Source organism: Kitasatospora sp. NPDC001603, assembly GCF_040298365.1.
Lineage (GTDB): Bacteria > Actinomycetota > Actinomycetes > Streptomycetales > Streptomycetaceae > Kitasatospora.
In genome coordinates this window covers 17,020-32,410 of the sequence record NZ_JBEPAA010000061.1, presented here as the reverse complement: position 1 = coordinate 32,410, position 15,391 = coordinate 17,020, and the positions used below count along the sequence as shown (strand labels likewise).

The 15,391-nt window shown below is 74.8% G+C and carries 10 protein-coding genes and 1 pseudogene; 6 read left to right on the top strand and 5 right to left on the bottom strand.

The window, feature by feature from the left end; genetic code table 11:
* The first annotated feature begins 194 nt into the window (after positions 1 to 194).
* The 5 genes and pseudogenes from mobF to ABT263_RS29335 all read left to right on the top strand — a co-directional run bounded on the left by mobF (position 195) and on the right by ABT263_RS29335 (position 10,028).
* Entirely contained in the window at positions 195 to 5,021 is a 4,827-nt protein-coding gene (mobF, locus tag ABT263_RS29355; RefSeq protein ID WP_352294902.1) for a MobF family relaxase, read from the top strand.
* 178 nt (positions 5,022 to 5,199) lie between these two features.
* Positions 5,200 to 7,119 (top strand): hypothetical protein, encoded by a 1,920-nt coding sequence (locus tag ABT263_RS29350; protein ID WP_352294900.1) that lies wholly within the window; start codon positions 5,200 to 5,202, stop codon positions 7,117 to 7,119.
* Positions 7,116 to 7,385 (top strand): annotated as a pseudogene (locus ABT263_RS29345) (WhiB family transcriptional regulator); the annotation flags it as partial. The gene ABT263_RS29350 and the pseudogene ABT263_RS29345, both read left to right, overlap by 4 nt.
* Positions 7,386 to 7,713: 328 nt before the next feature.
* Complete coding sequence (locus ABT263_RS29340) at positions 7,714 to 8,397, top strand: hypothetical protein (protein ID WP_352294898.1); 684 nt, start codon at positions 7,714 to 7,716, stop codon at positions 8,395 to 8,397.
* Between the two features lie 566 nt (positions 8,398 to 8,963).
* A complete protein-coding gene (locus ABT263_RS29335; protein ID WP_352294896.1) occupies positions 8,964 to 10,028 on the top strand; it encodes a PhlD in 1,065 nt (354 codons plus the stop codon).
* A gap of 64 nt (positions 10,029 to 10,092) precedes the next feature.
* Here ABT263_RS29335 and ABT263_RS29330 read toward each other — a convergent pair whose 3' ends face one another.
* Genes ABT263_RS29330 through ABT263_RS29320 form a run of 3 tightly spaced genes read right to left on the bottom strand, consistent with a single transcriptional unit; the run spans position 10,093 to position 12,610 of the window.
* Positions 10,093 to 10,860, bottom strand: a complete 768-nt coding sequence (locus ABT263_RS29330) for a hypothetical protein (RefSeq protein ID WP_352294894.1) — start codon at positions 10,858 to 10,860, stop codon at positions 10,093 to 10,095.
* A complete protein-coding gene (locus tag ABT263_RS29325; RefSeq protein ID WP_352294892.1) occupies positions 10,857 to 12,302 on the bottom strand; it encodes a DnaB-like helicase N-terminal domain-containing protein in 1,446 nt (481 codons plus the stop codon). The genes ABT263_RS29330 and ABT263_RS29325 overlap by 4 nt, the downstream gene beginning before the upstream one ends.
* Positions 12,299 to 12,610 (bottom strand): hypothetical protein, encoded by a 312-nt coding sequence (locus ABT263_RS29320; protein ID WP_352294890.1) that lies wholly within the window; start codon positions 12,608 to 12,610, stop codon positions 12,299 to 12,301. The genes ABT263_RS29325 and ABT263_RS29320 overlap by 4 nt, the downstream gene beginning before the upstream one ends.
* 683 nt (positions 12,611 to 13,293) lie before the next feature.
* Between ABT263_RS29320 and ABT263_RS29315 the strand changes: the two genes are divergently transcribed.
* Complete coding sequence (locus ABT263_RS29315; protein WP_352294888.1) at positions 13,294 to 14,382, top strand: hypothetical protein; 1,089 nt, start codon at positions 13,294 to 13,296, stop codon at positions 14,380 to 14,382.
* Between the two features lie 21 nt (positions 14,383 to 14,403).
* On the opposite strand, the gene ABT263_RS29310 is transcribed toward ABT263_RS29315, so the two are convergent.
* Positions 14,404 to 14,658, bottom strand: coding sequence for a helix-turn-helix domain-containing protein (locus tag ABT263_RS29310; RefSeq protein WP_352294886.1), 255 nt, complete (start codon positions 14,656 to 14,658; stop codon positions 14,404 to 14,406).
* A gap of 232 nt (positions 14,659 to 14,890) precedes the next feature.
* Positions 14,891 to 15,295, bottom strand: a complete 405-nt coding sequence (locus ABT263_RS29305) for a helix-turn-helix domain-containing protein (RefSeq protein ID WP_352294884.1) — start codon at positions 15,293 to 15,295, stop codon at positions 14,891 to 14,893.
* Positions 15,296 to 15,391: the final 96 nt, after the last annotated feature.

The following is a 15,391-nucleotide window of genomic DNA, read 5'->3' as shown; positions in this document are numbered from 1 at the left end:
CACCGGCCCACCCCGCACCCGCGCCCCACTTGCGCTGCCGTTGCCATGCCCCGGGCCTGCGACAACGCCACCCGGTGGCGGCCCGTGCCCGGGGCCGGGCACCAGGTGTGCCCGGCCATGGGGGCCCGGAGGCAGGGGGCCAAGTTCCTGACACCTCTTGCATCTGTGAGACAGCGTCGCGGACCCTGTCGCCCATGACGGTGGCGTTCGGCAAGACCAGCCCGGGGGACGGCTACCGCTACTTCATGCGCCAGATCACCAGCGGCGACGACCCGCGACCCCGCGGCCGGGACCTGACCGAGCACCAGGAGACCCTGCAGGTGCCACCGGGGCGGTGGACCGGGCGCGCCGCAGCCGTCCTCGGTGTCGCCGGTGAGGTGACGGAGGCGCAGATGCGGGCCCTGTTCGGCGAGGGCCTGCACCCGCGGGCCGACGAGCTCATCGCCGAGCAACTGCGCTCCGGGGCGACGGTGCGCCAGGCGCACCGCGCAGCCCGTCTGGGCGCCGCCTTCTACCAGCTCGGGCAGAAACCGAGCCCCCTCGCCGTGGCGATTGACGAGCGGACCAAGGCGTGGGAGAAGGACGCCGGCCGGGTCGCGACCGACGCTGAGCGCCGCTCGCTGCGCCGCCAGGTCGGGGCGCTGGCCTTCCGCGCCGAGTACGAGAGGGACCCGGCCGGCGGCACCGAACTGCACCGCTTCATCACCCGCCGCACCCGGCCGCCGCGCCAGCCCGTGGCCGCGTTCCACCCGGTGTTCGCACCGCCCAAGTCGGTCAGCCTGCTGTGGGCGCTGGGCGACGAGAGAGTGCGGGCCGCCGTCGAGAAGGCGCACGGCGAGGCGGTCGCCGTCACCTTGGCGTGGATCGAGGAGCATGCGCTGGCCACCCGTACCGGGCCCGGCGGCGTGGCCCAGCACGACGTCACCTCGGGTCTGGTGGCGGCCCAGTTCCGGCACTTCGACTCCCGGTGCGGCGACGCGATGCTGCACGACCACGTGCTGATCGCCAACAAGGTGCAGGGCCCGGACGGGCGGTGGCGCACCATCGACGGCCGGCTGCTTCTCGCCCAGGCCGTCGCCGCCTCCGAGCTCTACAACGCGCAGGTCCTGCGCCGCGCCTGTACCGCTTTGGACCTGGTGGTGGCCGAGCGCCAGGTCGAGGAAGGGCGGCGCCCGGTGATGGAGATCGCGGGCATCAGCGCGGAGCTGATCGACGCGAACTCCTCCCGCACCCGGCAGGTGCGCGCCCAGCTGCCCCGGCTGATCGCCGCCTACCGGGCCGAGCACGGCAAGGAGCCGTCCCTGCCGGCGCGGATCGCCCTGATGCGCCGCGCGACCCTGGACACCCGCCCGTCCAAGAAGCAGGCCCGCCCGCTCGCGGCGCTGCGCGAGGGCTGGCAGCTGGGCATCGCGGCCGCGTTCGGCCGGCCCCTGGTCGACAGTCTGCTGGCGAACGCCCGCAGGGCGGCCCGTGACGTGCGCCGCGACAAGGGACCGCCGCCCCGCTTGGACGTCGCCGCGGCCGCCCGTGAGGTGGTGGCCACCGTCTCCCTGCACCGCGCCGTCTTCGGCGAGCGTCACCTGCTGGCCGAGGCCCACCGCCACGTCACCGCCGCCACCCTGGGCCGCGGCGGTGAGGGATGGGCCGAAGCCATCACCGCGCATGCCCTGGCGCGGCTGTGCCTGGACCTCACACCGCCCGACATCAACCCCGCCTTCGCGCCGCTGCAGCGCAGCGACGGCACCAGCGTCTACCGGCGTCGCGCATCCGAGCTCTACACCACCCCGGCGATCCTCGCCGCGGAGGACCGCATCGTCGCCGCCGCCGGCCGCCGCACCGCGCCCGCCTGCCCGCCGCGGACCTTCGACAAGACCGCGGCCCGCCACAAGGGCCCGCTCGACGCCGGCCAGCAAGCGATGGCACGAGCGTTCGCCACCTCCGAGCGGGCCCTGGTCGCCGCGATCGGACCGGCCGGCGCCGGCAAGACCACCGCGCTGCGCCTCGCGGCGAACGCCATCACCGCCGCCGGCCGCACTACGGTGGCGCTCGCCCCCTCCGCCCGCGCCGCCCACGTCATGGGCGAGGAACTCGGCCGCCCGGCCCACACCCTCCACTCCTGGCTGCGCCGCCAGCGCCTCGCGGACGCCGGGAAGCTCGTCCTGCCGCGCGCCGAGCGCCTGCGCAAGGGCGACGTCGTCATCGTCGACGAGGCCGGCATGGCCGCCACCACCCAGCTGGCCGCGATCGTGCGCCGCGCCGAGCGGGCCGGCGCGCACGTGCGCCTGATCGGCGACCCCGCACAGCTCGCCGCCGTCGAGGCCGGCGGCGTACTGCGCCTGCTGCAGAGCGAGGTCGGCGCCGTCCACCTGAGCGCCGTGCACCGCTTCCGCCACTCCGAGGAGGCCGGCGCCTCCCTGAAGCTGCGCGACGGCGACCCCGCAGAGGCGTTCACGTGGTACCGCCAGCACGGCCGCGTCCAGGGCGGCACCACCGCCGCCATGGCGGACGCCGTCTTCACCGCCTGGCGCACAGACCTCGCCGCCGGCCGCACCCCGCTGATGACCGCCCCCGACCGCGATCTGGTCGCCGCCCTCAACCGCCGTGCCCAGAAGTGGCGCATGGACCGCGGCCAGCTCCTGGCTCCCTCACGCTGGCGCCCGACACCCGTCCGGCTGCGCGACGGCCACCGCGCTCACGTCGGCGACCTGATCGTCACCCGCCGAAACCAGCGCCGACTCACCACCAGGGGCGGGAAGGACTTCGTCAAGAACGGCGACGTGTGGGCGATCGAGCGCTACACCCCCCAGGGCGACGCCGTCATCCGCCACACCCAGCACCGGGGCCGTCTCACCCTGCCCGCCGACTACCTGCGCGAGCACTGCGAACTCGGCTACGCCTCCACCATCCACCGCGCCCAGGGCATGACCGTCACCCGCTCCCACGCTCTGCTCACCATCCGCACCTCCCGAGAGGCCGCCTACGTCGCCGCCACCCGCGGCCGCACCGGCAACCACCTCTACATCGCCCTCGAGGACGACCAGAGTCTCGACCAGGCCCTCCTGCGGATCGCCACCTACAGCAGTTTCGCCCCCTCCGCCCGCCAGACCATCCGCACCGAACAGGAACGCGCCTGGGGCATCCGCCAGCTGACCGCCGAGTACGCCGACGCCACCGCCCAGGCCACCCGCCTGCGCTACGAGGCCGCCGCCCGCGCCGCCCTCGGCCACGCCGCCGAACCGCTCATCGCCGACGAAGCGTTCACCGCCGTCGTCAACGCACTCGGGCGCGCGGAGCAGGCCGGCTTCACCCCCGAACGGATCCTGGCCGCCGCCCACCGCGAGGGCACCCTGACCGGGGTGGACGTGCCCGGCGCCGTCCTGGCCTGGCGCATCGACCGCCGCCTCGCCACCGCCCGCGCCGCCGAAGCCCACGCGCAGGCCGACCCCCACCCGAACACCCGCCTGCTGCGCACCCTGGCCGACGACCAGCTGCAGCGCATCGCCGCCCTCGCCGAGCAGCACCGCGCCCGGGCCCTGGAGGAGCTGCACGCCGCCGACGCCCAGGCCGCCGCGGCCCCCCGCCCGCCCGCCGCCCAAGGCCGCCGCCACCCGGCCTGGCCCGACCGCCCGTACGGCACCTTCACCGCCGCGCAACTCGCCGAGCGACTGCGCGCGAGCAGGCGCGCCCGCCTGCGGGCCGAGGACGAAGGCGACCACCGCGCCGAGCTCGCCGCCGTCGAGGACCTGGTGCACCTGCGCGCCGAACAGGCCCTGCGTCGCGCGATGCCGTGGCGCGACCGGTCCCGGGAGGACTACCAGCGCACCCGCCCCGGCTCCCCGGCCACCGCACCCGACCCCGCCGCGGCGGCCGCCGTCGACGCCGAGCGGGCCCGGATGCGCACCGCAGCGGCCCGCGAGGGCTGGCAGCGGGCCGAGGCCGTCACCGCCCGCGTCGGCGCGGAGCGGCACTTGCGCCGGCTGCTGCCTGACCGGCCGCCTACCGGTGACTTCAACGGTGACCTGCCCGACTGGCTCACTCCCACTGCTGCCGTCACCGACCCGCACACCCCCGAGAACTGGCGGCGCCACCTCAGCGCCCGCCGCGACGTCGTCGAGCGCCATCTCGCCGCCCGCGGCGCCCAGCTCGCCGCCTCCATTCCCGCCTGGGCCGCGCCGCTCGGACCCCTCCCACCCCCCGAGGCTGGCCGCGCCCTGCGCGCATGGTGGGAGCGCACCGCGGCGCTCACTGACGCCTGGCGCACCCTGCACCGAGTCCCAGTCGACCTGCCGGGACTCGGCCCCAAGCCCGACGCCGAGCAGCACGCCGCCGCCTGGAGCGCCCTCGAGGAGCGCATCCGCGCCCTCCACCACGCCGCCCGCACCGCCCACCAGCCCCACCCCGGGCCGCCGCCCGAGCAGCTCACCCGCCAGGCCCTTGAGCAACTCGCCCACCTGCGACTGCTGCACGGCAGCCAGGCCCCCGCCTCCGTGGTGCGGCCCGATCCGACCGACCCGGCGGCCCCCGCCGTGGCCGGGCCGGCCGACCGCCGGCCCGCCGCGCCCATCTTGCTGCCCCGCTCCGAACGCCTCGGCCAGGACGCCCTCGCCGCCACCCTCGCCGGACAGGAAGCGCCCGAGGAGTGGATCGAACAGATCCCCGCCCCCGACGAGGACGACACCGCCCAGCAGCACCTCTACCGGCGCCTGGTCACCGCCGTCGCCGACTGGCGGCTGCGCAGAGGCGTCACCGGCACCGACCCGCTCGGCACGCCGCCCGAGGGCGAGGGGGCCACCGAGTGGCAGCACCTGTCCAAGGCCCTCGACCTCTACCGCACCGCCCGCATCACCGACCGCTTGCAACTGCTGCGCGTGCGCCGCGAAGCCGACCGCGAACGCCTTGAGGCCGCCGCCCAGCAGGCCGCTCAACCCGGGCCCGGCACCCCGCCCGGCCCGCCGCCGCGCCGGGCGCCCGCCTCCAAGCCCTCCCGCCCGCGCCGCCCCGGCGGCCGTCGCCGCCGGTAGGCCACCCGCCCGACCGGGCCAGTCGACCAGCGCCCGATCCCGCCAGGTGGGAGGGGCCGGTCACCGCTCCCGCCCACCGGGACCAGGGCGCCGCCGCGGTTGTCGCCGTCCGCGCCGCCCGCGCACGCTCGCCTTGCGACCCCATCCGGTTCCCGCCACCAGAAAGAGAGCCAGGCCGTTGACCGCGCCCCCGCCGCTGTCCGAGCCCACGCAGTACGCACTCACCAGCGTCTACACCGACCCCTTTCTCGGCGGCACGGACGGACCCGCGCTGCTCACCGCCGACCCGGTGGCCGCCGCGCACTTCTTCCTCGACACCGACCGCCTCGGACACCTGGAGGTCATGGCCCACGCCACCGGCCCCGACGCCACGCTGGTGCCGATCAGGCCGGGTGACATCGTGAACCGGGCGCTCGCCGACCTGCCCGCCGGCGACGCGCGCCGCGAGACGCTGCGCATGGCGCAGGCCGACTGGCTCGAGGACCGCCTGTGGGACCGCGGGGACGAGCCGTTCGGCGCCGCGTCCGGCGGACCGGACTGGATCCGCGCCGGAACCGCCTGGGGCGCGGCGTTCACCGCGCTGCCCGGCGCCGACGTGCTCGGCGAGCTCTCCTCGCGCTACCCGGGCACCGAGGAGCCACAGAGGCCGGTGGTGATGGCGGCCCTGCGTACCGCCCGCGCCATCCGCCGGACCTCCGGCCCCGTCGGCGAGGAGGACCGGCAGCTGCTCGTCGCGAACTGGCGGATCCTGAACTCCTCCTGGCCGGCGCGGGAGGAACCAACGGCCGTTGCCGCGGCCACCTGGTACCTGGAGCGCCTGGCCGACCTCGACCCCGTCACCGCGAAGCCTCCCGCCGACCTCACCGACACCCAGCGCGCCCGCTGGCGCAGGGGCGCGATCGACCTGCAGCGTGATCTCCTCGTCCTGGACCCGGCGCGGCACCCCGACCGGGTCGAGGCGTTCACCGCCCACGTGCGCACCGAACCCGCCGACCGGCCGTCCGGCGACACCGCCCCCACCGAGAAGACGAGTGCGGAGCGCCGGCGTCTGGACACCGCCCTCGACGGGGCCTTCGACCTGCTGCCGCTGGACGGCGAGGTGCGCGAGAGAGTGCGGGCCGCGGCCACCGGAGTGCTCGAGGCGCCCCGTCCCCTCCCGTTGCCCGGCCAGCCGTCCGGCGACGCCGACGCCGCTCTCCACTGGCGCCGCCGGGTGCCCTCCGCGCAACGGGCGGCCGAGGACACCGACGCCACCCTCGCCCAGGCCTACCGCCATGTCGCCCAGGCCCTGCGCGAGGCCGGCGAAGGCCGCTGGTCCCTGGCCGGCCAGGCCACCACCGCGCCCGCCCGCACGCTGGCCGCCGAGACGACCGGGCGTCACGCCGTCCTCGGCCGCCTGCTGGCCCTGGCCGAAGCGGAGCGCGCGGCCACCGTCCACGAGCCGCACCTGCACGAGGTGGCGGGCGCCGCCGCCCGGGCGGCCCGCACCCGGGCGCAGACGTCGGGCCTGCGCCCGATGGAGGTCCACTTCGCCGAGCAGGTCGCCTACACGGCGACCTACGACGCCGCCCGCTCCCTTCTGGACGAGACCCTTGGCGAGCAGCGCGCCGCCGTGCGGGCCAGCATCGCCGCGCACTACCCCCGGCCGGGCCACCGCCTGGCCGACCAGCTCGCCGCCGGCATCGACACCCAGGCCGTCGCCCGCGCGCAGAACGCCGTCGCCGTCCTGGGCCGCGAACTGGACGACCTCCTCGCCCAGGACCGCGACCCGGCCGCACGACTGCGGCCCACCGCCGAGCAGATCACCCAGGCACGCTCCCGCGCCGCCGCAGCGCGCCGGCGTTACGACGACATCGTCACCAAGGACAGACCCGCCACCGCCGCGGCGCTGAGAGCGCTGCGCGCGGTGATGGATCTGCCCGCACCAGCGGCGCCCGGCGACGGCGCCGACCGGCTGACCCGCCACCGCCGCCGGCTCACCGAGCACCTCACCGGCGGCCTCCCGGCCACCACCACCGCACCACCCGGGCCGCGCCAAGCCCGCGACCTGCCCCGGCACGAGACCCGTCCCACCCCTGTGAAGCGAGGAATGCGATGACCCGCCGTGAAGACCTCCAGGCCCCGCGGCGCGACTGGCTGCAGCGGGCCCTGTGCCGCGAACAGGACCCTGAACTGTTCTTCCCCGTCGGCAACCGGGGGCCGGCCCTCCTGCAGATCGACCAGGCCAAGGCCGTGTGCAACCGCTGCCCGGTGCGGGCCGAATGCCTGCTGTGGGCCCTGGAGACCAACCAGGAATCCGGCGTATGGGGAGGCGTCAGCGAGGACGAACTACGCGCCATCCGCAGTCGTGCCGCCCGCGCCCGTCGTCTGGCCGGGAAGGCCAAGCAGGCCAAGGATGCCGAGAACACCGGCCACCAGGAGCAGTGCCGCCATCAGCCTGCCGCCGCCCCCGCGCTCACCAGGGCGTAACTCAGCGCCTACCGCGCACGGTCCGACACCCTCCGGAGCGCAAGCACAGCCCGGCCTGCCGGCGGCCACCCCTTTCTCCCTCGCGCGCGGGTGCGACCTCGGGGCGGAACCGCCTTGTTCGAGCCGAGGTGATATTCCTTGGAGGCCGAGCAACGCCCCCGCCCGCCAAGCCGATTGCAGTGCGCCCGGCCCGGGCCGTCCTGCCGCACCACGGGAGAACGCCGTGCCCGCCGACCCCTACCGGCCTCTCTACGAGGACAGCGAGATCTTCGCGCTGGAGCTCGTCCGCCGGGCTGCCGATCCGGCTGCCACCGCCCGCGCCGAGCACGCGGTGCGCGACCTGGCGCAGCGTCATCCGGCCCTGGCCGAGGAGGCCGCCGCGATCGGTCTCACCGCCGCGCTCGCCCGGCTGTCCTGCACGGTGCTGCACGCGGCCTCCTCGCGTCACGACCCGCTGACCGCCCAGACCCCGGAGGACCGGCCGGCGCCGACCGCCGCGCATGCCCGTGAAATCGCCGGTGTCCTCGACCGGCTTGGTGCCGGCCTGCGCAGCACCGGCGCCGCGCCCCTGGACGTGGCGCAGAGAAGCTTCATCGAGCTCACCCGCCTCGCCCTGGCCGAGCAGATGCCCGGCGGCCGCCCCCTGCGCAAGAGCGCGACGAAGCCTCTCGGCTGCGCCCTGGCCGCGCCGGAGCCCGTCGTCGCCCTGCTGCCGCTCGTCACTTGCGCGGCGCAGCTCGCGCGCGCCTGCCTGCATCACCTGCTCGGCCTCGACCTCCCCCTCGCGCCGGACAGTGACGCCGGCACCGCCCGCGTCGTGGACCCGGACAGGGCACTGCGGCAGGTTCTGGACGGTTTCGAGATGCACAAGATCACGCAGCACGCGGCCGTGGCCGGTGCGCTGTGACAGCCGCGGCCCCGGCGCGCAGACCGGGTGACGGTCCGTCAACCACCGACCTGAACAAGGTGGGATGCGACGCCCGCTTCCCAGCGGCCGATGGCAGACCCGATACCGCGGGGTAGCGTGATCGCCATCAGCATCCGCCAAGGGGGGAAGGATGTCATGGCGCTCGGCCGTCGTACCGCCGCGCACAACACCGTGCGCATACCGAGGACCGGAAGATCCCGTAGTGGCCCGCACGTGCCGTGCGCACCCTCCCGGCCGGGCGCCGCGAGCCGGTGGCCGTGTTGCCGGACGTCCGCAGGGAGCCGCGCCACCGCCGGCGTGAAGAGCCTGTGCGGCGGCCCGCCCCCACGGCCTCTCCCAGGTGCTGACTGTCCGAACGCGCCCCGGCCGTTCGCCTGAGCCGGATCAATCACCCCAAGCCCTCGCGCCGCCCTGCGTGCGCACCCCAGGGCCCCCGCCCGTGCCTCGCCGCCCGCACCTGCCCAGCAGGTCGGACGCCCGGGCCAGGTGGGGGCTCGTCTGCACCCACGCCCCGCCGCCGCGGGCCACACCCGAAGGACACCGACTTGACCACCACCACGGCCTACATCAGTCGCCCAGCCCTCGTCCTCGGCGAGCACGTCGTCGACGCAGCCCGGGTCCGCGACGACATCCTCGCCTGGAACCCCGACCACCCCAAGTACGAAGTCGCCCGCAAGGCACTGGCCAACCTCCCGGGCACCCGCCGCTACCTGCGCCCCTACGAGGAGATAGTCGCCGAGCGCAGTCCCACCCAGCGCAAGGACGACGTCTTCGGCGTCATCCTCGAAGCCGCCCAACAAGCCGCCCGTGCCGCCATGGACCACGCCGGCGTCACCCCCGCCGACATCGACTGCATCATCACCACCAGTTCCACCGGCGACCGCATGCCCGGACTCGACGTCCACCTGCAGAACACCCTCCCCCTGCGCCCCGACATCCGGCGCCGCCCCATGACACAGCTCGCGTGTGCGGGCGGAGCCCAGGCGCTGATCATGGCGGAGGAGCACCTGGCCCGCTACCCGGACGACAACGTGCTCGTCGTCGCGGGAGAGTTCCTGTCCTCGCTGTACCAGCAGTCGCTCCTGTCTATTGAGGACCTCATCTACAAGGCGCTGTGGGGGGACCTGGTGGCCGCCACCGTTGTCTGCGCCAAGCCGCTGGGCGCGGACGCGAGCCTGCGCATCGACCACAGCCTCGAGTACGTGATCCCCCACACCACCGACCGCTACCGCAAGGAGACCGACGAACACGGCGACCACTTCTCCTCGACCCGGGCATCGCTGCGTTCGGTCACCGACCTGTCCCCGGTCCTGCTGGAGTGGCTGGAAAAGAACGCACAGGGCCCGCTGGACTTCGGCGTCCTGCACCCGGGAGGCCCGGCGATCCTGGCCAAGCTCGCCACCGCGCTGAACGTCGGAGAGGAGTTCACCAGGCACTCGCGTGAGGTCCTCGCCGAGGAGGGCAACCTGGGCGGGCCGACCATCTTCTCAGTCCTGGAGCGCACGTACCGCACCCCTCCCGCCGATGGCGGGCGCGGCCTGGTCTTCGGCCTCGGCCCGGGGGTGGCGATGGGCGCGCTCCTGGTGACCTGGACCTCCCCGTCAGCATGACCCCTCGCCGGCGGGCCGCCCGGGGTATACTCCGGGCGGCCCGCACCCGCACGGGCACCCCCGCTCATATCTCCACCTCGGACGAACCGGCGTCGGCGGCCCGCGGCGCCGGGCGCCAGGAGGATCCGGACGGCCGGGGCCGGCGAACAAGGACCGGCGACGTGGGGGACAGCGGCACGAATCCGACCCGCCCGTACAGGCCGCCGAGGCGCTCGTCGGCGGCCACCGCCACCAGCGCGATGCCGTGGTCGTCGGCGAACACGAGCACCGAGCGCACCAGATCACGGGTCGCCTGACCGTCACGGCCGCCCGCCAGCGACCCCACCTCCGCCCACCGCCCCTGCCCCCGTAGGACCTTGACGTCACGGCGCAGCCGGAGACCCACAGGGGCGGCCCGCATGACAGAGGCGACCTGCCACAGCAGGAGCACCGCGACCAGGAGCAGTACCCCCGTCATCGTGTACCGGCTGCCGTCGAGCCCTGCGACGGCGCCCCCGACGCCGGCGGCCGCCAGACAGACGGGGACGAGCATGGCGGAGAACACCGCCACGACGCAGGGCAGGAGCAGCAGCGTCTGCAGGAGGCTTCGCGCCCAGGACTGGGGCTGGCGCAGTACCAGCGTTGCCGGCCCGCAGCACATCACCCGGCGCGCACAGCGGTGGACGGCCGTCTCAATCAGCCAGAACGGGGCGAACACCGCGCGCAGCCATCGGGGGCGGGCGGCGGCGGGGGCGAAGGCGTGCGCGAGAACACCGGCAAGCTGCGGCAGGCGCCACCACGGGGCGAGCAAGGCGGCCGGAGGACGCACCGCCGCCTGGGCGCGGACCGTCACCGCACTCCCTGCCCGGTGCGCGCGGTGGCCCAGGTGGCCTGTGTGAGGCGGGCGGCCTGGGCGGAAGCGTGCTGCAGGTGTCCGCGGGCGGTGCCGATCACCATTCCGGGGGTGGCGGTGGGATCACCGACGGCGGCGTTGATCGCCGAGGTCGCGGAGCGCACGTGATGCACGATGCTGGCCTCCACCAACTGACGGCCCCCGCCGTGGGCCATGCCGGGCCGGCCGTTCTGGTACATCGCCCAGACCTGCTCGGGAGCGAGCGATCCGGGCCCGGCGGTGCCGCGCCGGTGGGCGTCCCACACCATCAACGCCGGGTCGACGGTGCCGCGGTTGGCCACCGCGTCCTGAAGGGCGGTGAACAGCTGGGCCCGGCCCGGCTGGGTGAAATCCTCGGCGCGCAGCCAGCGGCCCACCTGCTCCAGCTGACCCGGGTCGCGCAGCAGCGACGACAGCACGGCGTCCTCGGTGAACGCCATCTCCGGACGCGGGGAGGACTGCGGAGCCATCGCCGCGCCGACGGCTGCGGGCCGGCCCATGGCCTGCTCCCAGCGGCCCTCCAGCTGCTGGAGGGTGCCGAGCATGGCGTTGATCTCCATCTCGGCGGCGGGCGTGCCCGGCACCTTCAACGTGTTCTCCACACGCCAGGAGCCCTCGGCGACCTGCTGCTGGATGCTGGTCTGCAGGACCCGCTGGCCGAGCTGGGCGGCGTGCTCGGGGTGGGGGACCTGCTGCGTGGTGGCGAGCGCGTGGACCTGCTGGGCGACGGCCAGCCAGGCGGAGGCGGGGACCGTCCAGTACTCGTCGGCGGCCTTGTGCTGCAGCTGCTCGTAGAGCATCCGGGCCAGCACCTCCCGCCGCTCGGCGGGGGAGTGGCGCATGGTGACGGCCGGGTGGGCGTACAGCTTCTCCTCGACCAGGGCCTTGTACATCTGCCCGAGCCACGGGTCCTGGAAGTCGCCGGCCTTGAGCCAGCCGGCCAGACGCGCGCCCTCCTCAGGCCGGGCCAGGACGGCGGCCAGCACGGCCTGCTCCGCGAACTCGCCCTGCGCGCCGACGGTGCGCTCCAGGCTCGACTGGGCCACCACCCGGCCGTACTGGGCGGCGTTGGCGGCGTCGGGCACACTGGCGGGCAGGCCCGTGACGTAGGCGGCGACCTGCTGCCAGTCGGCGGTGTCCACCCAGCCCTCGGCGACGGCCCGCGTGTGCAGGTCGTCCACCACCAGCCGCCCCAGCACCTGAGTCCGCTGCCGGGGCGGTGCGGCGAGAACCGTCGGATGGGCGTAGAGATGGTTGTCCACCAGCACGCGGTAGATCTCCCGGCGCCACGGGTCCGCGAAGTCCTCGGCCCGCAGCCAGTCGCGCACCTCCAGCGCCCGGCGGGGATCCTGAAGGACCGACCCCAGCAAGGCTTCCTCGGAGTACGCCTCCGGGCCGCTCACCGGAGCTCCACCGGACTCGGGGCAGCCTGCGTGAAGACGGCCTCCTGGGACAGGGCCCAGCGCCGAGCCTGCTCGTCCAGCGCCGCGACGGCCGCCTCCTCCAGCGGCTCCCACCACCCCTCACCCGCACGCCACCACCGTTCCACGAAGCGCACCGGCGCACCGGGGAAGTCACCCAGCAGCACGGCATCGCAGGCGTCCAGGTGCTGGCGCATCGCCTCGATGCTGACCGGCCCGGAGCGCAGCCGCTCCGCCCGGGCCGTGGCGAAGTCCGCCAAGGAGGACAGCTGCCCGTCGCTCAAGGCCATGGCCCCCGTCCCTTCCCGTCGTCGTATCCCGCCACCGCAGCCCGCCGAACAGGCACGTGGGGGCGGGCCCTGCCCAGCCATGAAAGGCCCGCACAGGGCACACCGGGCAGCTGACAAGGCGTCCGATCCCGCCTGGAGGAAACCGCGGGCGGCGTATCCCGTCAGGCGGGATACGCCGCCCGCCGGGCTGCGCCGAGGACCTGCGGCGCGGCACTGTGGCGGGGACCCGGCCCACCCGGGCCGGCCACCCGGGACGGCGAGCTCCCCCCCATGACCGCTCGCCGTCCCGGCCCATCCGCACGCCAGACCAGGAGGAGCCCGTTGGAGCGTGACGAGGTGAGCGACGAGGAGTGGGAGCGGGCGATGGGCCGCAGGATCGAGGACGTCTTCGGCCACGACGACGACGGCTACGAGCGGCGGGCGGACTGATCCCACCACGCCGGCGCCAGGGAGAACCTCGACGACCTGGCGGGCGCCGACTCTCGTCCCCTACGACGCTCTCGTCTATCCGGCCAGCACGCTGGCCGAGGTGTTCCTCAGCCCGTCCGGCTTCCGCCAGCTCCAGGCATCACCGTCGCTGGCACACCGCCCGGCACCACCGGCTTCCTCAGCGCGCCGCGCGCGGCCAGCGAGCCGCGCTGCCCGGCTTGTCACCCCGTAACCGGACAAGGAGGACTCGCGCGGTGCGCCCCGACTGGTGGACGGAACGGGACTGGTGGGCCGCCTCGCCGTGGCTGCGCATCCCGCAGGAGGAACGCACCGTCGAGGAGGACGATCCCATCGGCCGCCAGGTCGAAGCGGCGTTCACCACCATCGGCCCGTCCTGGCAGGTGGGGCACACCCTCTACACCCTCGTTGACCACCATGCCGTGACCGGCACCCGCGCCCTGTACGCCCTGCGCTCCTCCGGTGCCCTGCACCTCCTGCTGGAAGGCGTTCACCCGGAACACCTCTACGGCGCTTGGCTGCTCCTCACCTCCCCGTCGGCGCCCGACGAACCGCTCGGCCAGCTCGCCTTCGAGTACCTCCCTGAGGAGAGCTACACCACGGCGGCGCCGACCGATAGCCTGGACGCCATCGAGCGGCGCCGCTACCTCCAGGGCTGTGACCTCGACACTTGGGGCCGCGAGCAGGGCATCGTCGCGGCCGCCCCGGACCCCGACCCGGATGTGCCGGACAGCCTGCGCCTGGAGTCCTCCACCGTCCAGGAGCGGGCCGCCGTCGAGCGGTGGCTGCGCGACTTGGAGCGCGAACTCGACCTGCCCTCGATCCCCGACCAGGCCGTGCCGAGGCCCGCCAGCGCGGCGCTGGAGGACGCCTTCGACCTCCGGCCTCCCACTGGGTGGACTCCCGGACCGCTCCCCACCGGGAACGACAACGACAGCCGGCCGGACACCGCGGCCACCGTGCCGCGTCCCCACGGCCACCGCGGCGACGACGACCTCGCCCGGGCCCTGATGCATGCGGAGTGGGCGATGTGGCAGGCCGACCAGCGCGCCTGTGCCGCGTCCTTCGGCGGCAGCGGGCTGCGTGCGGAGGCCCTGTTCGGCCGGGGACCGAAATCCATGGCCCTGGCACGGCACCGCCGCCGACTGGCCAGCGCCGCCGGGTGGATGCGGCGGGCCCAGGACGCCGACGCGAACCGCGCCCGGATCGCCCAGGACGCGGCCTGCTGCCGGCAGGAGGCGGCCGCCGTCGACGCCCGGGCCGGGATCCGCCACGCCGCCCGGGAACGGAGACCCGTGGTGATTGCCTGTCGCGTTCGGGCCTGACCGGGCGCGGGTGTTGACGTGTCAGGCGACCTGGAGTCCGGAGACCAGCTCATACATGGACTGCTTCTCGGTGGTGCTCATCTGCAGCACGGCGGCGACCCGCTCCAGAAGTTGCGGGTTGGGATGAGGGACTTTGCCCCGTTCGAAGTCTCCGTAGTGGCGGCCCGACACCCCGACCATCTCGGCGAGCTTCTCTTGCGAGACCTCGACCCGGTCCCGGCAGGACGCCAGCATCCCGCGCAGGTCCTCGGGGGCGGACAAGATGTTCACGGACATGGCCGGCGGCCTCCTCGTGATGGTCGCCCGCACCACCGTACGCCCGGGCCGCGAGGACCCGACCCGGGCTCCGGCGATGTTCAGCGTCATACTGTCGGGCGGAGAACCTTGAACATAATCAAAGTCCGCGCGGCCACATATTGCACGAGCGCACCACCGCGTCGGCCGAAACCTCAGCGGGCGCACACCCGGCGCACGCACTTCGCTCCGGCGCGCGCCCCCCGTAGGCAGCTCAGGCGTGGGCGTCGGGCAGTAACCGGTCCACCTGCGCGAGTTCGTCCGTGGACATCTGCCCCAACCGCACGCACAGACGGCGCACCTGAGGGCTCCTCAAGGCGTCGGCCAGCGCCAGGTGTTCCTCGGGCTCCCAGACCGAGCCGGGGAAGAAGAAGCCGGGGGAGACCTGGAAGTGGTCGGCCAATGCCTTCAGGACCTTCATGCTCGGGTTGGCGGACCGACCCGTGCGCAGCCGGTAGAGGGTGTTCTCGTCCACCAGCGAAGCACCGGTCCTGGCGGCGATCGCCGCGGCGACGGCGGCGTCGGACGGCGGCCGCCCACCGGCCGGGGTCACGGCACGCCGCAGGGTCTCGAACCTCTCCGCCAGGCTTTGCCCGGGCTTGCCGTCCGCGTGAATCACAGCAGCTCCGCCTCCAAGTCGTGTCCCGGCAGGACCATCGGAGGAAGCAGTTCTGCTACCGCCTTGTCACTTCTGGTTACAGCCGGCCGGATTTCT

Excerpts from the sequence above, each read along its gene's own strand:
- ABT263_RS29320 (WP_352294890.1), bottom strand. The coding sequence starts at position 12,610 with ATGGCCTTGAGCGACGGGCAGCTGTCCTCCTTGGCGGACTTCGCCACG.
- mobF (WP_352294902.1), top strand. The coding sequence starts at position 195 with ATGACGGTGGCGTTCGGCAAGACCAGCCCGGGGGACGGCTACCGCTAC.
- ABT263_RS29310 (WP_352294886.1), bottom strand. The coding sequence starts at position 14,658 with ATGTCCGTGAACATCTTGTCCGCCCCCGAGGACCTGCGCGGGATGCTG.